This window comes from Aphanizomenon sp. CS-733/32, assembly GCF_028330045.1.
GTDB classification, from domain to species: Bacteria; Cyanobacteriota; Cyanobacteriia; order Cyanobacteriales; family Nostocaceae; genus Dolichospermum; species Dolichospermum gracile.
Map to the genome: position 1 here is coordinate 16,318 of NZ_JAQMSE010000251.1, position 20,025 is coordinate 36,342.

17 protein-coding genes are annotated in these 20,025 nt (G+C 39.5%); 10 read left to right on the forward strand and 7 right to left on the reverse strand.

Going from position 1 to position 20,025, the window contains the following annotated elements:
- The first annotated feature begins 65 nt into the window (after positions 1 to 65).
- Positions 66 to 965, forward strand: coding sequence for a metallophosphoesterase (locus PN471_RS22290; protein ID WP_271778686.1), 900 nt, complete (start codon positions 66 to 68; stop codon positions 963 to 965).
- 109 nt (positions 966 to 1,074) lie between these two features.
- Here the strand turns inward: PN471_RS22290 and rpmB are convergent, their stop codons facing one another.
- Positions 1,075 to 1,311, reverse strand: a complete 237-nt coding sequence (gene rpmB / locus PN471_RS22295; RefSeq protein ID WP_193894075.1) for a 50S ribosomal protein L28 — start codon at positions 1,309 to 1,311, stop codon at positions 1,075 to 1,077.
- A gap of 191 nt (positions 1,312 to 1,502) precedes the next feature.
- Here rpmB and PN471_RS22300 point away from each other — a divergent pair, with 191 nt between their 5' ends.
- Positions 1,503 to 1,790, forward strand: coding sequence for a BrnT family toxin (locus PN471_RS22300; protein ID WP_271778687.1), 288 nt, complete (start codon positions 1,503 to 1,505; stop codon positions 1,788 to 1,790).
- Complete coding sequence (locus PN471_RS22305) at positions 1,765 to 2,016, forward strand: BrnA antitoxin family protein (protein WP_193894077.1); 252 nt, start codon at positions 1,765 to 1,767, stop codon at positions 2,014 to 2,016. The genes PN471_RS22300 and PN471_RS22305 overlap by 26 nt, the downstream gene beginning before the upstream one ends.
- Positions 2,017 to 2,067: 51 nt before the next feature.
- On the opposite strand, the gene htpG is transcribed toward PN471_RS22305, so the two are convergent.
- Together htpG and sufR are read right to left on the reverse strand one after the other, a co-directional pair.
- A complete protein-coding gene (htpG, locus tag PN471_RS22310) occupies positions 2,068 to 4,035 on the reverse strand; it encodes a molecular chaperone HtpG (RefSeq protein ID WP_271778688.1) in 1,968 nt (655 codons plus the stop codon).
- 322 nt (positions 4,036 to 4,357) lie between these two features.
- A complete protein-coding gene (gene sufR / locus PN471_RS22315) occupies positions 4,358 to 5,029 on the reverse strand; it encodes an iron-sulfur cluster biosynthesis transcriptional regulator SufR (RefSeq protein WP_271778689.1) in 672 nt (223 codons plus the stop codon).
- Between the two features lie 237 nt (positions 5,030 to 5,266).
- Here sufR and sufB point away from each other — a divergent pair, with 237 nt between their 5' ends.
- The 5 genes from sufB (at position 5,267) to PN471_RS22340 (ending at position 11,046) form a co-directional block, all read left to right on the forward strand.
- A complete protein-coding gene (gene sufB, locus PN471_RS22320; RefSeq protein ID WP_271778690.1) occupies positions 5,267 to 6,706 on the forward strand; it encodes a Fe-S cluster assembly protein SufB in 1,440 nt (479 codons plus the stop codon).
- A gap of 56 nt (positions 6,707 to 6,762) precedes the next feature.
- The gene (gene sufC / locus PN471_RS22325; RefSeq protein WP_271778691.1) at positions 6,763 to 7,548 is read left to right on the forward strand and encodes a Fe-S cluster assembly ATPase SufC; all 786 of its coding nucleotides are present in this window, start codon (positions 6,763 to 6,765) and stop codon (positions 7,546 to 7,548) included.
- On the forward strand, positions 7,548 to 8,891 hold the full coding sequence (sufD, locus tag PN471_RS22330; protein WP_271778692.1) for a Fe-S cluster assembly protein SufD: 1,344 nt from the start codon (positions 7,548 to 7,550) through the stop codon (positions 8,889 to 8,891). The genes sufC and sufD overlap by 1 nt, the downstream gene beginning before the upstream one ends.
- Before the next feature lie 164 nt (positions 8,892 to 9,055).
- Positions 9,056 to 10,321 (forward strand): cysteine desulfurase, encoded by a 1,266-nt coding sequence (locus tag PN471_RS22335; protein WP_271778693.1) that lies wholly within the window; start codon positions 9,056 to 9,058, stop codon positions 10,319 to 10,321.
- A gap of 260 nt (positions 10,322 to 10,581) precedes the next feature.
- Positions 10,582 to 11,046, forward strand: a complete 465-nt coding sequence (locus PN471_RS22340) for a GNAT family N-acetyltransferase (RefSeq protein ID WP_271778694.1) — start codon at positions 10,582 to 10,584, stop codon at positions 11,044 to 11,046.
- On the opposite strand, the gene PN471_RS22345 is transcribed toward PN471_RS22340, so the two are convergent.
- The 3 genes from PN471_RS22345 to pruA all read right to left on the reverse strand — a co-directional run bounded on the left by PN471_RS22345 (position 11,012) and on the right by pruA (position 15,580).
- Positions 11,012 to 11,920, reverse strand: coding sequence for a sensor histidine kinase (locus tag PN471_RS22345; RefSeq protein WP_271778695.1), 909 nt, complete (start codon positions 11,918 to 11,920; stop codon positions 11,012 to 11,014). The genes PN471_RS22340 and PN471_RS22345 overlap by 35 nt on opposite strands.
- Positions 11,910 to 12,494, reverse strand: coding sequence for an L-threonylcarbamoyladenylate synthase (locus tag PN471_RS22350; RefSeq protein ID WP_193892141.1), 585 nt, complete (start codon positions 12,492 to 12,494; stop codon positions 11,910 to 11,912). The genes PN471_RS22345 and PN471_RS22350 overlap by 11 nt, the downstream gene beginning before the upstream one ends.
- Positions 12,495 to 12,601: 107 nt before the next feature.
- Positions 12,602 to 15,580, reverse strand: a complete 2,979-nt coding sequence (gene pruA, locus PN471_RS22355; RefSeq protein WP_271778696.1) for an L-glutamate gamma-semialdehyde dehydrogenase — start codon at positions 15,578 to 15,580, stop codon at positions 12,602 to 12,604.
- A 236-nt stretch (positions 15,581 to 15,816) separates the two neighbouring features.
- On the opposite strand from pruA, the gene PN471_RS22360 reads away from it, so the two are divergent.
- The gene (locus PN471_RS22360) at positions 15,817 to 16,026 is read left to right on the forward strand and encodes a hypothetical protein (RefSeq protein ID WP_271778697.1); all 210 of its coding nucleotides are present in this window, start codon (positions 15,817 to 15,819) and stop codon (positions 16,024 to 16,026) included.
- Between the two features lie 628 nt (positions 16,027 to 16,654).
- Here PN471_RS22360 and PN471_RS22365 read toward each other — a convergent pair.
- Entirely contained in the window at positions 16,655 to 17,632 is a 978-nt protein-coding gene (locus tag PN471_RS22365) for a glycerophosphodiester phosphodiesterase (RefSeq protein ID WP_271778698.1), read from the reverse strand.
- Between the two features lie 116 nt (positions 17,633 to 17,748).
- Between PN471_RS22365 and ligA the strand changes: the two genes are divergently transcribed.
- Complete coding sequence (gene ligA, locus PN471_RS22370) at positions 17,749 to 19,794, forward strand: NAD-dependent DNA ligase LigA (RefSeq protein WP_271778701.1); 2,046 nt, start codon at positions 17,749 to 17,751, stop codon at positions 19,792 to 19,794.
- Positions 19,795 to 20,025 lie beyond the last annotated feature (231 nt).

A 20,025-nucleotide genomic window follows, 5' to 3' on the forward strand; every position in this document is an offset into this window, starting at 1 on the left:
AGCGAATCAAGAATATAGAAAACGTATTTTGACTATCATCATCTATTGTGCCATTTTCATAAAATATGAATATTAATCGCCGTCAATTTTTGTTTTTAGGTGGAATCAGCACCATAACATCTGGACTTTTGGGTGGGAAATTGTCAAATTCAAATTCTCTCATAGAATCAGCAACAGCAGCGAAACCAGTCAAAAAAGATTTATTATTGCGCTTTGTCTCCGTTGCTGATACAGGAACTGGGACTAAAGGACAATATGCTGTAGCAAATGCTATGAATTTTTATCATCAGCAAAATCCTTATAATTTGGTAGTTTTAGCTGGTGATAATATCTATAATAATGGGGAAATTGAGAAAATCAATGCAGTTTTTGAACGTCCCTATCAACCTTTACTAAAAAATGGTGTCAAGTTTCATGCTTGTTTAGGTAATCATGATATTCGCACGGATAATGGTGTTCCCCAAGTTAAATATCCTGGTTTTAATATGCAGGGACGTTATTACACATTTAGTCAAAATAAAGTTCAGTTTTTTGCCTTAGATACTAATGGTAATGCTGATTGGAAAAATCAATTAATTTGGTTAGATAAAGAATTAAGTTTGAGTCAAGCACCTTGGAAAGTTGTCTTTGGTCATCATCCCATTTATTCATCTGGTCATTATGGGAATAATGCCAGTTTTATTAAAACCTTTACTCCCCTATTTAAAAAATACAATGTTCAACTTTATATCAATGGTCATGATCATAATTATGAACGCACTCGCCCTATCAACGGAACTACCTATTTAATCTGTGGTGCCGGTGCTGGTAATCGTCCAGTTGGTCGTTCTCAATGGACAGAATATTCAACCAGTGATTTGAGTTTTGCTGCCTATGATGTGTATGCAGATAAAATGGAAGTGAGGGCTATTGGTACTAATAATCGCGTTTTCGATCAGGGTATAATTAAATTAAATAGTGTTTAATGAAAGGAGTCAGGAGTCAGAAGCAAGTAGAAAGTAGAATAATCAATATCAAAGGGCTGCCCCCTGCCCCCTGCCCCCTGCCCCCTGCCTCTGACCTGTTCCCTACTATTTAGTAATGGTTGAGGTTGATTCCTGCTTCTTTTGCCATTGCGTCTAAACCTTTAAATTCTAAGGTTTTGATAGCTTTGGTGGAAAGTTTCAATTTTACCCAACGGTTACCAGCAGGCCACCAAACCCGCTTTGTTTGCAGATTAACGTGCTGTAGACGGTTAGTGTGACGGTTGGAGTGGGAAACGGAACAAGCGTTATTGGCTTTTTTACCAGTTAGTTCACAACGACGGGACATAATAAATATCTCCTAGAGTTCTATTTTAAGACAACCTTCCCATTATATCTCAACAAGTTCGGGAAAAAGAACAATTATCTAGTATCTAGGGAATTATGGCAAGCATTACCTACCTTTTGAGAAAATCTTAATCTTTACCATTCGTCACTAATGCTACCATATTGTATATACAAAATGTATCTACAAGTTTAATGGAACTTGAATGGGACGAACATAAAAATCAACAAAATCAGAAAAAACATGGACTTAGCTTTGAGGAAGCACAAGAAATTTTTCAGGGAATCGTTTTTACGTCAATTGATGAACGATTTGACTATGATGAAGAAATTAGAGAAATTACTATTGGTGCAATACAAGGAATTATTCTTGTCACCGTAGCCCATACCCAAAGAAACGGCAAAATTCGTCTGATTTCAGCCCGAAAAGCCACCCCTAAAGAAAGGAGACAATACTATGAATATCTCGCCGAAACGTCTTGAAGAAATCCAAAATATCCCAGATTCCGCTATTGATACTTCTGATATTCCCGAATTAGACGATCATTTTTGGGAAACAGCTAGAATGGTGAAACCAATCACTAAAAAAGCTATTTCCATTCGCTTAGATAGTGACGTTTTGGAATGGTTTAAGCACCAGGGAAAAGGCTATCAATCAATGATTAATACTGTGCTTCGTTCTTATATTAACCATCAAGAAAATCTCTAAAAAAATCAAGTGTTATAACCGACTTCTGCGAGAAGTCGGTTATCTGGCTGTTTATTTGCTGGCTTGTTCTGTTAGCTTGGTAAGTACATCATTGGAACGTTCGACAAAGGATTTCATCCCATCTGCATCAAAGCCTTTTTGCGAGATCAGTGCCAGATCATAAACGTGCTGACACATCATGGTTACTAATTGGCTGGATGGTGATTCACCATCACCCTGAATAATACTACCCTGACTGAGATTAACCAGGTTTTGAATTAACGGATGGGCAGTATTTACTAGTAAAATATGTTCTTCGGGGAATTCGACGGTTTGCTGCTGCATCATAGCACTCATTTCGCGCATCCGGCGGAGAAATTCGGGTAATAATACCATTGCAGGTGGTGTTCCTTGAGGGTCATCTGATTTCAGTGACTCGGTGCGGATGTTGAGTTTTGGCTTGTTGAGGGCTTTCTCAAATAGTTCTTTAATGACTTCTCCTTTGGTTTTGTTGGTGGTGGGGTCAACAATTTCGCTGGTTTTTTCATCGAGGAGGGTATTATCGAGGTCAGAGTCTACCCGTGTAAATTTGACATCTCGATATTCTTGTTCGAGGAAGTTAATGAAGTGGGTATCAATGAAGGAGTCCATATAGAGGACTTCTAAGCCTTGATTTTTGTGGAGTTCAATATAAGTGGCTTGACTGGCTGCATCTGTGCTGTAGAATACCTTATTTTCGTGACGTTCTTTGTTCCGTTCTAAGTATTCTTTCAGGGTGGTGTAGGGGATGCTGGTGGCGTTTGCTGGGGTAACATCTTGCCACGCATCACCATCGGTAGATTGGACTTCAACGGCTGCGGTGTCGGCTACAGGGGCTTCTAATTTGGCTGTGCTGCGGAAGATGATGATATCTTCGACTTGTTTTTTGAATTTATCATCGTTGAGAACGCCAAATTTCACGAATGTTCCCAAGTCTTTCCAGGCTGTTACGTATTGTTCACGGTTGTCGCGGTATAATTCTTTGAGTCTATCGCCAACTTTTTTGGCGATATAATCACCAATTCTCTTGATGGTGCGATCGCCTTGTAATGCACTTCGTGATACATTCAAAGGTATATCAGTGCTATCAATTACCCCTCGCATGGGCATTAAAAACTGGGGAATAATTTCCTCACAGTTATCACTGACAAACACCTGATTGCAGAATAACTTAATTTGTCCTTTGGTAACATCTACATCAGGACGCATTTTCGGGAAATACAAAATCCCATTAATCACAAAGGGATAATCTGTATTCAAATGCACCCACAGCAAAGGTTCTTCCTGGAAAGGATATAAGTAGCGGTAAAACTCTAAATAATCTTCTTTGGTGAGACTACTGGGAGATTCACGCCACGCAGCTTTTTGTTTATTTAAAACTTCCCCATCCATTTTAATGGGAACTGGCATGAAATCGCAGTAGGTCTTGACAAGATTCTTAATTCGTGCTGGTTCGAGAAACTCCTCTTCTTCCCCTTCCAAGGTGAGAATAATCGTGGTTCCGCGGGTGGTGCGGGAAGATTCATCTAAAATAAATTTAGGTGAACCATCACAAGTCCAACGCACAGCTTGTGCGCCTTCCTGATAAGACAGAGTATCAATTTCTACCTGCTTCGCTACCATGAACGAAGAGTAGAAACCCAAACCGAAATGACCGATAATCGGTTGATCTGCCTTACCTTCATACTTGTCAATAAATTCTTCAGCACTGGAGAAAGCAACTTGGTTAATATATTTTTTTACTTCCTCTGCGGTCATGCCAATGCCATTATCAGTAATGGAGAGGATTTTGTTGTCTTTATCAATGCTAATGGTAATTTCTGGTTCGCCAATTTCCCCATTGTATTCCCCAGCACGGGATACCATGTTTAACTTTTGGATAGCGTCTACCGCGTTGGATACCAGTTCCCGCAAGAAGATTTGATGATCTGAGTAGAGAGACTTCTTGATAATCGGGAAAATATTATCGGTATGAATACTGATATTGCCTTGTTCTAACATAGTTATCCGTCGGTTTTACTTGCAGATATATTTTATGAAAATCAATTTTCGGTGATTTTATCGCTTTTGGGGTAAGGAATACCTCTTAATTATGATTCGGATTACACTACCAGGGTTATTGTTAATGGTTTATTTTAACCCACGCAGGTGGGTTTTGCCTGTGTAGACGCGGTTTCTAACCGCCCTTTAAAACAACCTCTTAGGCATTTATAATAAAAATTAAGTATATTCAACCATCTTTAGGAATAATTGGTAATAAAAACTAGCTATTAGCCCGGAAATTGGTTTCCGGGTGGGGATAGAAGCACACAATTAACCCCACTTAACTTTTTTGTACTAAATAACCACAACGATGTTCACCATGAATTAACCAGTGAGTCCGTTCCACAGTACAATCTGGGAGAATAGCCGCAAACATTTCCAATTCATGACCACAAACGCTGGGAAAAGATTCTGCAACATCAGAAATGGCGCAGGTATGTTCCACAAAAATAAATCTTTCCGCACCACTAGCATCTGATTCCACAGCGTGAAACTCCGCCATAAAACCTTCAGCCTTTCGCAATTCTATCAAAGTTGCAACCCGTTCCCGCAAAGAACCATTACCCACCCGTTCATGATATTCTTGAGCTTTGCGTTCCCACTGTTTCCGTAAAATAGACTTTACTTGGTCACGTCCCACAGTTTCCGCCAAGGTGTCCAAGAGAGAAACCGCAAACTCGCCATAACCATCATTTAAGCGGTTAGCACTTTTTTGCAAATGTGATCTTCCGCCCCGACTCAAGTGATAAACGTGCTGCGGTCTGCCCATACTCGGCCGTGCTGATACCGAATATATAACTAGCTCCTCCGTCTCTAAATCCTTTAAATGACGGCGAATCGCTTGGGGACTGACATCGAGAAAGTTCGCCAACTCCACAGCCGTTGCTTGTGAGTGTTTTAATAGATATTCTAGGATATCCTGCTTAGTTGAGGTCTGCTGGGTAGTCGCCATCTTCTCTACTAGACGCTTCGCAAACGTCCCAAAATAAAAAACTTTTTTTGTGAAAATTTAACTTAAACAACATTGTTGTTGTTAATCTATCGTACAATGAAAACAGATTAAACAACATCTGAATTGTTTTAGTCGTTAAACCTATTCTAGCAGTCCTGTTAGGAATTGGTAACAGAAACCGGGAATTAGCTTTTTGCAGCCCGTCGCCCGTCCTTTAAAGAGAAAACAAGAGAACCGATGAGCGCCTCCGTCACCACTTTAGTCAACCAACCTTATAAGTACGGCTTTGTTACCGATATTGAAGCCGATACTATCCCTCGTGGGTTAAGCGAAGATGTTGTTCGCCTGATTTCCGCCAAAAAGAATGAGCCGGAATTTATGCTGGAATATCGTCTCCGCGCGTATCATCAATGGCTGAAAATGACAGAACCCACTTGGTCTCATGTCCAATATCCGCCTATTAATTATCAGGATATTATTTATTATTCCGCACCGAAACAAAAGAAAGCCAAACTCAACAGTTTAGACGAGGTTGATCCGACTTTATTGGAAACCTTTGCCAAATTAGGTATTCCTTTAAATGAACAAAAGCGATTAAGTAATGTTGCTGTTGATGCGATTTTTGATAGTGTTTCTGTCGCCACTACATATAAAGAAAAACTTGCCAAAGATGGCGTAATTTTCTGTTCTTTTTCGGAAGCTTTACAAGAACACCCAGAACTGATTAAAAAATATTTGGGTAGCGTTGTTCCCATTGCTGATAATTATTTCGCAGCTTTAAATGCGGCTGTATTTAGTGATGGCTCTTTCGTCTATATTCCCAAGGGCTTAAAATGTCCGATGGAATTGTCTACCTATTTCCGCATTAATACTGGAGATACTGGACAATTTGAACGGACTTTAATTGTTGCCGAAGAAGGAAGTTATGTTTCTTATTTAGAAGGTTGTACAGCACCAATGTACGACAGCAACCAATTACACGCTGCGGTTGTGGAATTGGTAGCTTTAGATAATGCGGAAATTAAATATTCTACTGTGCAAAACTGGTACGCTGGGGATGCAAATGGTACAGGTGGAATTTACAACTTTGTGACTAAACGTGGTTTGTGTCAAGGTGTCAATTCTAAGATTTCTTGGACTCAAGTAGAAACCGGTTCAGCTATTACTTGGAAATATCCTAGTTGTGTTTTGATTGGTGATAATTCTGTGGGTGAATTTTACTCGGTTGCATTAACAAATCATAAGCAGCAAGCTGATACTGGAAGTAAGATGATTCACGTGGGGAAAAATACCCGCAGTACTATTATTTCTAAAGGTATTTCTGCTGGTAAATCTAGCAATAGTTACCGGGGTTTGGTGAAGATTAATCCTACTGCTAAGGGTGCGAGAAATTATTCTCAATGTGATTCGATGTTGATTGGGGATAATGCTCAAGCTAATACTTTTCCTTATATTCAAGTTCAGAATAGTACGGGTAAGGTCGAACATGAGGCTTCTACTTCTAAAATTGGTGAAGATCAATTGTTCTTTTTTGCTCAACGTGGTATTTCTTCGGAAGATGCTATTTCAATGATGATTAGCGGTTTCTGTAAGGATGTTTTTAATCAGCTTCCTATGGAGTTTGCTGTTGAGGCTGATAAGTTGTTGAGTCTGAAATTAGAGGGTAGTGTGGGTTAAGAAAACGAACCACAGAGGCACAGAGTACGCAGAGAAAGAGAATAAAGAGAAAGAACATGATTATTGAGAATAGTGGTTTGATTTTGTCGGTTAAGGATTTGACGGCTGATGTTGATGGAACTCCGATTTTGAAGGGGTTGAATTTGCAGGTTCGCGCTGGGGAAGTTCACGCGATTATGGGTCCAAATGGTTCTGGGAAGAGTACGTTTTCTAAGGTGTTAGCGGGACATCCAGCTTATACGGTGACTGGTGGTGAGGTGATTTTCCAAGGTGCAAATCTTTTGGAAATGGAAGCAGCGGAAAGAGCTAGAAATGGTGTGTTTTTAGCTTTTCAATATCCTCTGGAAATTCCTGGTGTGAGTAATTTGGATTTTCTGCGGGTGGCTTATAATTCTCGGAGAAAGGCTCAAGGTTTGGAAGAGGTTGATGCTTTCGATTTTGATGATTTGGTTGAGGAAAAGTTGGATGTTGTGAAGATGAATTCTTCTTTTCTAAATCGCAGTGTGAATGAGGGTTTTTCTGGTGGGGAAAAGAAGCGGAATGAAATTCTGCAAATGGCGATTTTAGAACCAAAGTTAGCGATTTTGGATGAAACTGATTCTGGTTTGGATATTGATGCTCTGAAAATTGTCGCTAATGGGGTTAATCAGTTAACTAATGCTGAAAATGCGACAATTATGATTACTCATTATCAGCGTCTTCTTGATTATATTGTTCCTGATTTTGTTCATGTGATGGCGCGAGGACAAATTATTAGAAGTGGTGGTAAGGAGTTGGCGCTTGAGTTGGAATCTCGCGGTTATGATTGGGTGTTGGAAGAAGCTTTAGGAGTGGGTGTATAATGTCTAGTTCTATCAATGTAGAGGTAATTCATGAATTACCCCTCCAACCAAATTTATTAGATAGAGATGGTTTTTTAACTGGTTTGTTAAATCAGGTAACTGTATCGGAAAAAGATGATTGTTTGCAGCAACTTCGTGATGGTGCTGTTAAATGGGTTCGTCATTCTGTTATTCCCAATACCCGCGATGAAGAATGGCGATTTACTGATTTATCACCTTTAAAACAGGTAGATTTTAAGTTGGGGATGTTTCAGGAAATATCTTTAGAATCTGATATTTTATCTGAAGTTTCTCAGCGATTAGTATTTGTTAATGGTGTTTACTCACCTGATTTATCTCATACTGAAGATTTACTTGCTGGGTTGAAAGTTGGTAATTTGAATGTTTTATCTGATGAGGTTGTACAGCAATATTTAGCACAATCTGAGGGAACAAGGGAAGTTTTTACGGCTTTAAATACTGCGGCTTTAAATGATGTTGCTGTGGTATGGGTTGGTAAAAATGTGGTGGTGGAAACTCCCATTCATTTACTTTTTGTTTCTGTTGCTGGTGAGTCTGCGACTATTTCCCAACCTCGTGTTTTAGTCGTCGCTGAAAGTAATTCTCAGCTGGGTTTGATTGAGGAATATACGAACCACAGAGACACGGAGAACACAGAGAAGGAAGTGTATTTTACTAATGGGGTAACGGAAATCTGGGTAAATGAAAATGCTCAGGTGAGTCACAATAGGGTTGTTCGGGAAGGTGCAGCGGCTTTTCATGTGGGGAAAACTGCTGTTACTCAGGCACGATATAGTCGTTATAGTTGTAATGCGGTGACGGTTGGGGGGAGAATATCTCGTCACAATTTGGAGATTTTGCAAACTGGTGAACAAACGGAAACGACGCTGAATGGTTTAACTGTGATTGCTGATAATCAATTGGCTGATACTCACAGTGCTTTATCTTTGAATCATCCACATGGTGTGAGCAAACAGTTACATAAGTGCATTATAGGCGATCGCGCTCATGGTGTCTTCAATGGTAAGATTTTTGTTCCTAAACCGGCGCAGTTAACTAACGCATCTCAATTAAACCGCAATTTGCTGTTATCATCGAAGTCGAGAATTGACACCAAACCGCAGTTAGAAATCACTGCTGATAATGTTAAATGCGCTCACGGTGCTACTGTTAGTCAATTAGAAGATGATCAAATATTCTACTTGCAAAGTCGTGGTATTGATGAAAATAATGCTCGCAAGTTGTTAGTTAATGGTTTCGCAATGGAAATTATTAACTTTATTCCTGTTGCTGCTTTGCGTGAGAGTTTGTTGAAAACTGTTACCAGTCTCACGAATAAGTAGGCGATTGAAAAGGCGATTAGAAATCGCGGCTATACAAACAAAGTCCGCCTTCGCGGACTCAAGACAAATTAATAAATTAAACCCATGAAGATGGGTTTCGCCTGTGTAGCCGCGAATTATATTCGCCTGGTGTAATTAAAATTCCCCTAAAATCTTTATTAAAAATGGTCATCACTTCTACCAAATCTCTCGCTGATAAAGTTCGCGCTGACTTCCCGATTCTACATCAGGAAGTTCACGGTAAACCCCTGGTTTATCTCGATAATGCGGCTACTTCTCAGAAGCCTTTAGCTGTATTAAATGCTTGGCGTGATTATTACGAACAATATAATTCTAATGTCCATCGTGGCGCACATTTTCTCAGCGGCAAGGCTACTGATGCTTATGAGGGTGCGCGTGATAAAATTGCTAAATTCATTAATGCCAAATCCCGCCAAGAAATTGTTTACACTCGCAATGCAACTGAGGCTATAAACCTAGTCGCTTACAGTTGGGGAATGAACAATTTACAGCCAGGAGATGAAATTATTCTCTCGGTTATGGAACACCATAGTAATATTGTTCCTTGGCAATTTGTGGCTCAAAAAACGGGTGCGGTTTTGAAGTTTGTCGAATTAACACCGGAAGAAACTTTTGATTTGGAACAGTTTAAAAACTTGATTTCTGACAAAACAAAACTGGTGTCTATCGTGCATATTTCTAATACTTTGGGTTGCATAAATCCAGTTAAAGAAATCGCCGAAATTGCTCACAGATACGGTGCGAAGTTCTTACTTGATGCTTGTCAAAGTGTCCCCCATACTCCCATTGATGTTCAATCACTTGACTGTGATTGGTTGGTGGCTTCTGGACATAAAATGTGCGCTCCCACTGGTATTGGCTTTTTATATGGTAAGCTGGAATTACTAGAAGCAATGCCGCCATTTTTCGGTGGTGGTGAGATGATTGCAGAGGTATTTTTAGACCATTCTACCTACGCAGAATTACCCCATAAATTTGAGGCGGGTACTCCGGCTATTGGGGAAGCGATCGCCCTTGGTGCCGCTATAGATTATCTTACTAATATTGGTATGGATAAAATCCATGCCTATGAAGCCGAATTAACTGCCTATTTATTCGCGCAATTAGCGCAAATACCCCAAATTAGAATCTACGGACCAAAACCTAATGCTCAAGGGGAAGGGAGAGCCGCATTAGCAGCTTTTACGGCAGAGGGTGTCCACCCTAATGATTTAGCAACTTTGTTAGATCAAGAAGGTATTGCAATTCGTTCTGGACACCATTGTACTCAACCATTACACCGTTATTTGAGTTTATCAGGAACTGCACGGGCAAGTTTATCTTTTTACAATACCCGTGAGGAAATTGATGTTTTCATCAAAGCATTGAAGGAGACTTTGGACTTTTTTGCTGGTGTGTTTGGTGATTGAGAATAGTTAAACAGGCGGTTAGAAACCGCGTCTACACAGACAAAACCCACCTGCGTGGGTTTCAAATCCTTGATTTTTTCTTAGTCCGCGCAGGCGGACTTCGTTTGTGTAGCCGTGAATTCTATTCGCCAGGGCTTAAATCAAATAATTTGGCACTTGCTATAATTAAAATGTTGCATATACATATACAAGTTTAGTAATTTCTAGGAAAATATGCCATAACAGAAGCGAAGATACTCCGATAATTATGGTGTCTATAGATGAAATATTCTCAGATTCAATTTAGCCAAAGCCTTGCGGATATTGATATTTTCCAACTCCAAGAACTGTTTAATCTGGCTGCTTTTTGGGCAAAAGGACGTAGTATTAAGGATTGGGGTATAGCTCTTGCTAACAGTGAACCTGTTATTTCTATCTGGGATAGGGAATTATTAATTGGTTTCGCTAGAGCCACCTCTGATGGCATCTATCGCGCTACAATTTGGGATGTTGTCATTCATCCAGATTATCAAGGTAACGGTTTGGGTAGCAAGTTGGTGGAAACGGTTTTAAGTCATCCCCGAATGCAGAAGGTGGAGCGTGTATACTTAATGACAACGCACCAACGGGAATTTTATGAAAAGATTGGTTTTCGAGTCAATAACACCACGACAATGGTTTTAGATCATCAATCTGATTTTGAGGCTTTTGTCAGTGAAGAGATTTGTTTGCAAGAGTCTCTATAGGCATGGATATTTGCAGCCTAGTTAACTGCGATGTTGATTCCTGGTTGGTGGGAAAAGGCAAAATTTCTAATTTTCCTCCCATCAATTCTACCAGACGTTGATTGAGTGAAAGTTTCATTCCTGGTGACAAATCTATATTTTCCTGAGTTGTTTGAGGTTCTGATTTCATCAAATGCAGAGATTCATTTGTGATTACTGTATCAGTGGGTACGTCTAACCAAATATTGGCAAAATTACCTGGAGATTGTAAATTGCTAGAAAGATATATATTCCCTTCTTCCATGTTAGCAACTGTTGTATCTATCAAATTGATTAATACTTGTTTGAGCCAATGGTAATCTGTCAAAATCTGAATTTCTGGATCTGACGGTGATAAAATAAAAGGATAATTGCGGTTAACGGCTAGTAAATAAGTTAGTTCATAAACTTCCTGGAGAAATTCACTTAATTGTAAAGCCTGAATATCTAATTTATTTCTACCAGATTCAATTTTGGAAACATTGAGAATTTCATCAATTATTTTTAATAATTTCAGAGATTTTTCGTAAGCTTGTTGGACAAATTCTCGCTCTTCTTGGGGATTTTCACACAAATCTGCCAAAATCAGTTGATGTAAACCCATTATACTCCCTAAAGGCGATCGCAATTCATGACCAATCCTAGCTAAAAAACCCCCTTGAAATCGGCTCATCTCCCGCGCCTGATAGTAGGCTAATTGGGTTTGCTCTAATTCTGCCAAAAGTAGGTTTTCTTGCTGTTGTGGAGCATTTGTAACGGGAATGGATGCAAATTTGCTAGGCTGAAGGAATAATCTACAAAAACCTATTCCTAATCCTATTCCCGCGCCTAAATATAGCCAGTTACTAAAATTCATAATTATCTAATTTAATACTACCTTGTCGTAAAATCTGCCAATTTTTCCCTGTCCATTTAGCAACAGTGGAAGGTATTCCCAAACCTTGGTATTCCGTTGATTCTAATGTTAAAACCTCTGGAAATTGAGCTTCTATAGCTGCTTTGGTTTCTAAAGCTGGTTGTCCTGATAAATTAGCGCTAGTTGTCGCCATTGGACCGGTTTGTGCCAAAATAATTTGAGCAACTGGATGATTGGGGACGCGAATTCCAATAGTGGTCGGTTCAAGAGGATTCATGACAGTGGGAATTTTGTCACTAGCTGGTAAAACTAAAGTTAATGCACCTGGCCAATATTGATTAACAATTTTTTGCCAGGTTTGATATTCTCTTTGGCTACCTTGAACATAATCCCATAAATCTTCAGCTTTGGCAGCCATTAAAATTAAAGGTTTATCAAAACTGCGTTGTTTCGCAGCATAAATTAATTCTGCTTGTACTGGTATGGTGGCTAATGCAGGAACTGTATCTGTAGGGAAACTGATGAGTTTTCCCGCTTTTGCAGATTCTATCAGGACTGATAACGAAAGGTTCATAAAGATGGTTTTTCTGCCGGTGTTTTGAGTTAGGGATAATTTTTTTTGATATTATTATTTTATATCCCCGACTTCTTGAAGAAGTTGGGGATCTGTGTAGGATATAGTTATTCTGCACCTTCAATTGGGGCAAAACCTTGACGTTGGATGTTTTCTGTGATATTGCGTGGTTCTAGGAATTGCAGTAGGTAATCTGGTCCGCCTGCTTTGGAACCGACTCCAGAAAGTTTGAAACCGCCGAAAGGTTGACGGGAAACGATCGCTCCAGTAATATTTCGGTTAATGTATAAATTCCCAACTTCAAATTCCCCTTGCGCTTGTTCAATGTGGGAAGGTGTGCGAGAATAAAGACCACCAGTTAAAGCGTAGTTTGTACCGTTGGCAACTTCTATTGCTTCTTGAAAATCTTTCACCCGGATTACTGCTAAGACAGGTCCAAATATTTCCTGTTGGGCGATGACTCCATTAGCGGGTACTTCCGAAAAAATCACAGGTCCGATAAAATAACCTTGACTGGGTGCGGGTAATTCTAGGGCAACTTCTGCTTCTTGTTTACCTTTTTGAATATACTCCAAAATGCGAGCTTGGGCATTAGCATCAATTACCGGACCAACTTGGGTACTGGGTAATTCAGTTTCTCCAATATTTAAAGACTTAGTTGCTTCTACCAACCTTTCCACAAAGGCATCATAAATAGGTTCAAGCACAATTACCCGTGAACAAGCAGAACATTTTTGTCCACTATAACCAAAAGCAGATTGGACAACGCCGACAACAGCCTGATCTAAATCAGCACTTTCATCTACAATAATGCCATTCTTGCCACCCATTTCGGCAATTACCTTTTTGAGATGCTTTTGACCGGGTTTGAGAATTGCGGCTTCTGCGTAAATTCTACAACCTACTTCCTGAGAACCAGTAAAGGCGATAACATGAGTATCAGGATGATTGACCAAATAAGCACCGACTTGAGAACCCTTACCGGGAACGTATTGAAAAACACCTTCAGGGATTCCCGCTTCTATGAGTATTTCTGTCAACTTTGCAGTAATCACAGAAGAAGTTTCTGCCGGTTTGAGTAAAGTACAATTTCCTGAAACCAAGGCTGCAACAGTCATACCGCAAGCAATAGCCAAAGGAAAATTCCAGGGAGAAATGACAACAGCGATACCTTTTGGCTGGTAAATATAACGATTGGTTTCCCCAACCACATCATAAATTACACCCTTATCCAACCGTTCCATTTCCGCAGCATAATAAAGACAAAAATCAATGGCTTCCGAAACCTCTGCGTCAGCTTCCTTAACAGGTTTTCCCACCTCCAAAACTATCCAAGCGGAAAGTTCGGCGCGTCGTTCCTCCATTAACTTCCCAGCTTGACGCAAAATATCTGCACGTTGCTTAACTGGGGTTTTCTTCCAAGCGGGAAAAGCCGCCTTAGCAAACTTCATTGCTTCCTCAGCTTGTTCAATACTGAGTAAACCCACCTTACCAACAACCTGAGTAAAATTAGAAGGATTAAGAGAATCAATAAACGTTCTAGTATTCACATATTCCCCATTTAGCAAAGGTAAATAAGTTTTCCCCAACTGCTGACGCACATTTGCCAAAGCCAAACTCGACCTCTTCCTTCTCTCCTCCTCCGCAAAATCAGTATCGGCAACACCAACAAAACCTCCTTCCTCCTCTCTGCGACTCTGCGCCTCTGCGTGAGACATAATTGGTGCTGCTAACAACTCCTCAACCGGACGATTTTCTAAATTTTGCCGTAAAAACGAACTATTCGCCGTATTTTCCAATAATCTGCGAATTAAATAAGCCATTCCTGGTAATAAGTCACCGTAGGGACAATAAACCCGCACACGATAACCTTTATCTACTAAGGCTTTGGCGATTTTATCACCCATGCCGTACAGAACTTGCATTTCAAAACGACGACGGGGAACATTGAGACTTTCGGCTATAGCGATCGCGCGAGATTGCGATCGCACATTATGACTACCTATGGCAGAATAGACATACTGATGATTTTCTAGCAATAGCTGAGTTATCGCCTCAAAATTGGCATCGGTGGCGACTTTATCATTGTAAACTGGTTGCGGCCAGTGTTTTTGAGTAGCTTTGATGGTTTCTTGGTCCCAATAAGCACCTTTAACTAGACGAATGGTGAGAGGATAACCCCGTTGTTTTAACCAAGCAATAATATCTCTAGCGTCTTGTTCACTATCCCGCAGATATGCTTGTATTGTCATCCCAATATCTGTGCGTTGACGAAATTCCTCTTCTAGTAATAGCTTTTTGAGAATATTCAATGTGATATCTTTATAGGCGTATTGTTCCATATCAAAATGGACTGCTGCATCTAATTCTTGAGCGCGACGGAGCAAAGTCCGAATATGATTGCTGACTCGGGCTTCACTACCTTGGGCATCTAAAGGATCAAATTGGGAATAAAACGCCGTTAATTTGACAGAAACCTGGACTTTGGGGAGATTTTCGCCGTCAGCTTCATCAATAGCCGGAATTTTCCCCCAATTTTTGGATGCTTCCACCAACTGCTGCATCAACTCTAGATATCTTTCTAAATAAGATTGCGCTTCTATTTCCGTAATTACAGCTTCACCTAGTAAGTCAATGGTGAAAGCCATTTTGTCTTTTCGCAGTCTCTCAACGGTTTTGATGACTTGCTTGATATTTTCCCCGGAAATATATTTATGTGCTAAAGTTTCCACCGCAGTTCCCACTGTTGTCGCGGCTACCTGTGCGGGCATAGAATCAGGGTTAGCAAAGTTTAAGATTCCTTTCAAAGCTGCGGGTAGTTCTACGGAATCATTTCCCAAATATTCTTGCAAATGGGAGGCAATTTCTGATTTACTATGTAAAGCGGGCAAGGTATCTATGAACCGGAATAATTGTACCCGTAAACCTGGATTACTCATAGCCCAATCGAGTAATTTATCATCAAGGCGCATTTGGTCTCGTAAAGCTGATAAAAATGAGCGATTTTCCTGGGTAGCAGCTAGAACTTGTTTAGCAATTTCTTGGGTTTTCGCTTCGTAAGCGTTGTTTTCTACTTGTAATACCATAAATTTTTTAGTTGTCAGTTGTTCGTTGTTCGTTGTTTCCAAACGAAATTTTTCTGGAGTAGTGTTGAATGATTGCGTAAAAACAAACTATGGTGTTTGTAATTTAGTAAACACCATTTTGTAAACCTTCCTAGTAACTTTGAATGTGATTTTATTGAATATTTGGAAAAATTGGACTTTAGCAACTTTGGGGATAGGGATACTTTGTTTGACAGGTGGTACAAAAAAGCCGACAAATGCACAATAAGAAAGATGGCGAAAACAGGCAAGCTCTGCTGCAAGCAGTTCGCAATGCGGAAATTCTAGCAGATAAAACTAATAAAAACCCACAGCAGCAATGGAATTTCGTTATTCATTGTGAAACAGCAGATCATAAATCAGAATATTCCCCAAACCCTCATTTCTCTGTGTTCTCTGTGGTTCATTATTCTGTAACTCCTGCGTAAGTCCTAAATATCACTAAAATTAATAACATTGACAGGTTGCAAATCACTTTTTTGTTAATTTGTCAATAGGAAATTTTGGCGATCGCTCAAATTAGATCATTTCTGAGCAAATTCATGGCTAAAATTGTTGAAGGAATAGCTATTAATTTTGTAAAGTTTTGTATTAGCCTGGGAAAATGATTTCTGAACCTACTGTCAATCAAGGGTTTGAGACTAACATCTTCTGAAAAATTTAAAATTGACAATAGTAACCCGATTATGAAATTCTCTGAAATTATAGCAAATCGCTGAAAGTATAGCAACCTCGTTGATAAATAGAAAAGATTCTCAACTAATTATTAAGGAAATATAAAGGCAAATTGCTAAAAGTTATAAATATCAAAAGTATTATTGATTTTCTATAATTTAAGCTAATCATACAGCTATTATGAATAATATATCTGATAAATAGCATCTAGGATAAAACTAAGAGCATATTATGAGATTATAATTGTGCGATAGCGAAGTGCTAAACCCTAAATTTAGCCAGATTAGCAGCTTTCACAATTGAAGATGGTATCATATATTCTCGTTTTGCCTGATTACGCGCGAGAAAATACAGCGATTTGAGATCAAACATAGCAATAAATTATTCATAGAGTTTGACTTTTAAGGCTTTATCTGGATAATCACTAAATACGCCATCCACACCCAATTTAAAAAATGATTGATATTCCTTTTCAGGATTTCCTTGACAGTCTAAGGGTAAGAAAAAATCCTCATTTCTAAAAGTCCAAGCGTGAACTTGTAAATTAGCTGCATGAGCATCTATAATTAAAGATGTTGGTGATAGTAATTGACCATGATTATCTCTGGGAATTAATAAGTTTTTATTTACACCTATTGCTTGGGCGTATTCAGCAATTTCTTTCAACCCTTTTTGGTTTAATAAATCTGCATAATTTCGGGGATTATGATTAATCACAAAATCGTAAGGTTGACCATTATCATTAATGAGTTGGACTAATGGTAAATCTGTTTTTCGAGATAATTCTTTGAGGTTACTAACTTCAAAAGATTGAATAAATATGGGTAAATTAACTGTCTGTAAACTGAATAATAAAGTGTCTTCTAATGGTAAACCAATTGATTGAAAATAACTGGGATGTTTTGTTTCAGGATAAATGCCGATATTACGGCCAATTGCTTGACTTTTATGCTGGGCTAAATCAATGATTTCTCTAAAAGTGGGAATAGGAAATATTCCTTCATAAACTAGATTTTGCGGGCGTAATTGGGGAATACGTTCTTTAGCTGTTAAGGTTTTGATTTCTGCTATGGTCAAGTCTTCTGTAAACCAACCTGTTTTAATTTCACTATCAATAATTTTCGTGGTTTTTAAATGAGCAAATTCGGGATGATTAGCAATATCAGTAGTTTCAGAGATTTCATTTTCATGACGGGCAATTAAAACACCATCTTTAGTAATAACTAAATCGGGTTCAATATAATCAGCACCTAAATCAATTGCTAATTCATAACTAGCTAAAGTATGTTCAAGACGGTAGCCACTTGCACCACGATGAGCGATAATAATGGGGGGTTTGTTTATGAAAGTTTGAGTCATGATGACTGTTGACTGTTGACTGTTGACTGTTCCCTGACCACACAAGTAAATTCACAGAATCAAACCGAATTCCTATAATTAAATTCCCACTGTTATTATTTTTTGTTATGAAACTGATGATGTCAAATCAGCCGGAAGTAAAACGTATAGGAGAGTTACGCCGCTTATTGCAACAAGCTAGTTATGCCTATTATGTTTTAGATGCGCCAGTTATGGAAGATACGGTTTATGATCGGCTGTATCGAGAGTTGCAAGAATTAGAAACACAAAATCCCGAATTAATTACTCCTGATAGTCCAACTCAGCGTGTTGGCGATCGCCCTGCCACCCATTTTACTTCAGTCCGTCATAATATTCCCCTATATAGCCTGGAAAATGCCTTCAATATTGAAGAATTGCAAAGTTGGGATCAGCGGTGGCGGCGATACTCACCTACTCAATATAATGACGGAGAAGTAGAATATGTATCTGAGTTAAAAATTGATGGTGCAGCTTTAGCTTTGACTTACGAAAATGGCTTTTTAGTCAGGGGGACAACGCGAGGAGATGGGGTAATGGGTGAGAATATTACCCAAAATGTCAGGACTATTCGCTCAATTCCCCTCCGTTTGAATTTTGACGGGTTAGAAAATATTGCTAAGGTGGAAGTCCGCGGAGAAGCATTCTTACCTTTACAGGTATTTAAGGAAATTAATGAAAAGAGACAAAAGGCTGGAGAACAGTTATTTGCTAATCCGCGCAATGCTGTGGCGGGTACGCTCAGACAATTGGATTCACGGATTGTAGCACAACGACAGTTAGACTTCTTTGCTTATACTCTGCATATTACAGGCTTGGATGATTCTAGTATTGCGAATACTCAATGGGAGGCTTTGGAATTGTTGCAAAAAATGGGTTTTCGAGTGGATACCAATCATAAACTCTGCCATTCTATCGCTGAAGTTGCTGAATATTACCAATATTGGGATACAGAACGGCTGAATTCTCCCTATATGACGGATGGTGTTGTCGTTAAATTAAATAGGTTTAGACTCCAAGAACAATTGGGGTTTACACAGAAGTTTCCCCGCTGGGCTATAGCCTTAAAATATCCGGCGGAAGAAGCTCCAACCCGCGTAGTAAAAATTACCGTTAACGTTGGTAGAACTGGGGCATTAACTCCTTTAGCGGAAATGTTGCCAGTACAATTAGCGGGAACAACTGTTTCTCGTGCTACCTTACATAATAGCGATCGCATTGAGCAATTAGATATTCGTATTGGCGACACTGTGATTGTTCGCAAAGCCGGCGAAATCATTCCCGAAGTCGTCCGGGTCATCAAAGAACTACGTCCCGCTGATACTCAACCTTTCATTATGCCTTCCCATTGTCCCGTCTGTGGTCAACAGGTGGTGAGAGAAACGGGCGAAGCTGTTACTAGATGCGTAAATGCTTCCTGTGCGGCGATTCTTAAAGGTGAAATTGAACATTGGGTTAGTCGTGACGCTTTAGATATTAAAGGTGTGGGAGAAAAGTTGGTGTATCAACTCGTAGACAAGGGTTTAGTGCATTCCATTGCTGATTTATATGAATTGACAACAGATAAATTATCTGCATTAGAACGCATGGGACAAAAATCGGCAGAAAAATTGGTGAAGGCGATCGCACAATCAAAAACCCAACCCTGGTCTAGAGTATTATATGGTTTAGGCATCCGTCACGTTGGCAGCGTCAACGCCCAATTACTCACAGAGAAGTTTACCACCGTCGCCGAGTTAACAGCCGCCAGACAATCTGATATTGCAGGCGTTTATGGTATCGGTGCAGAAATCGCCCAATCAGTCTATCAATGGTTTCGCACCCCAGCCAATCAAACCTTAATCTCCCGGATTCAGACCATTGGCTTACAATTAGCCAACAGCACCCAAACCAAAGCAGTAGAGAAAATTAATCAAAATTTTGCGGGGAAAACCTTTGTCGTCACCGGCACATTACCAACCTTAAAACGGGATGAAGCCAAAGCCTTAATTCAAAAAGCAGGTGGTAAAATTACTGATTCAGTTAGCAAAAAAACAGACTTTTTAGTTGTGGGTGCAGATGCCGGTTCTAAGCTAGAAAAAGCCCAGAATTTAGGAATTAGCCAATTGACAGAGGCACAGTTATTAATAATGCTGGCAGAATAGTTACAAATGAACATAAATTGTTAAATTCTGTTACAATTTTGGTAGTGAATTTCAACTAAAATTTGTGGGAGCGAGAAATCATGAATTCCGTTTTTAGCTTAACCGACAGAAGCCCCACGTCTCACTCTTAGGAGCGTGGGATGAATGGCGCGTGAGTTGAGTTGCGTAGCCCAAATTGTATTTGAGCGTAGCGAAAACAAAGAAGGCTACAGCGACGAAACGAACAAAATA

Coding starts and splice junctions, on each gene's coding strand:
- sufC (WP_271778691.1), top strand. CDS start 6,763: ATGATTATTGAGAATAGTGGTTTGATTTTGTCGGTTAAGGATTTGACG.
- PN471_RS22350 (WP_193892141.1), bottom strand. CDS start 12,494: ATGAACCTTTCGTTATCAGTCCTGATAGAATCTGCAAAAGCGGGAAAA.
- PN471_RS22335 (WP_271778693.1), top strand. CDS start 9,056: ATGGTCATCACTTCTACCAAATCTCTCGCTGATAAAGTTCGCGCTGAC.
- ligA (WP_271778701.1), top strand. CDS start 17,749: ATGATGTCAAATCAGCCGGAAGTAAAACGTATAGGAGAGTTACGCCGC.
- PN471_RS22345 (WP_271778695.1), bottom strand. CDS start 11,920: ATGAATTTTAGTAACTGGCTATATTTAGGCGCGGGAATAGGATTAGGA.
- PN471_RS22305 (WP_193894077.1), top strand. CDS start 1,765: ATGAATATCTCGCCGAAACGTCTTGAAGAAATCCAAAATATCCCAGAT.
- sufR (WP_271778689.1), bottom strand. CDS start 5,029: ATGGCGACTACCCAGCAGACCTCAACTAAGCAGGATATCCTAGAATAT.
- htpG (WP_271778688.1), bottom strand. CDS start 4,035: ATGTTAGAACAAGGCAATATCAGTATTCATACCGATAATATTTTCCCG.
- PN471_RS22360 (WP_271778697.1), top strand. CDS start 15,817: ATGCACAATAAGAAAGATGGCGAAAACAGGCAAGCTCTGCTGCAAGCA.
- PN471_RS22365 (WP_271778698.1), bottom strand. CDS start 17,632: ATGACTCAAACTTTCATAAACAAACCCCCCATTATTATCGCTCATCGT.
- PN471_RS22290 (WP_271778686.1), top strand. CDS start 66: ATGAATATTAATCGCCGTCAATTTTTGTTTTTAGGTGGAATCAGCACC.
- rpmB (WP_193894075.1), bottom strand. CDS start 1,311: ATGTCCCGTCGTTGTGAACTAACTGGTAAAAAAGCCAATAACGCTTGT.
- sufB (WP_271778690.1), top strand. CDS start 5,267: ATGAGCGCCTCCGTCACCACTTTAGTCAACCAACCTTATAAGTACGGC.
- sufD (WP_271778692.1), top strand. CDS start 7,548: ATGTCTAGTTCTATCAATGTAGAGGTAATTCATGAATTACCCCTCCAA.
- pruA (WP_271778696.1), bottom strand. CDS start 15,580: ATGGTATTACAAGTAGAAAACAACGCTTACGAAGCGAAAACCCAAGAA.
- PN471_RS22300 (WP_271778687.1), top strand. CDS start 1,503: ATGGAACTTGAATGGGACGAACATAAAAATCAACAAAATCAGAAAAAA.
- PN471_RS22340 (WP_271778694.1), top strand. CDS start 10,582: ATGAAATATTCTCAGATTCAATTTAGCCAAAGCCTTGCGGATATTGAT.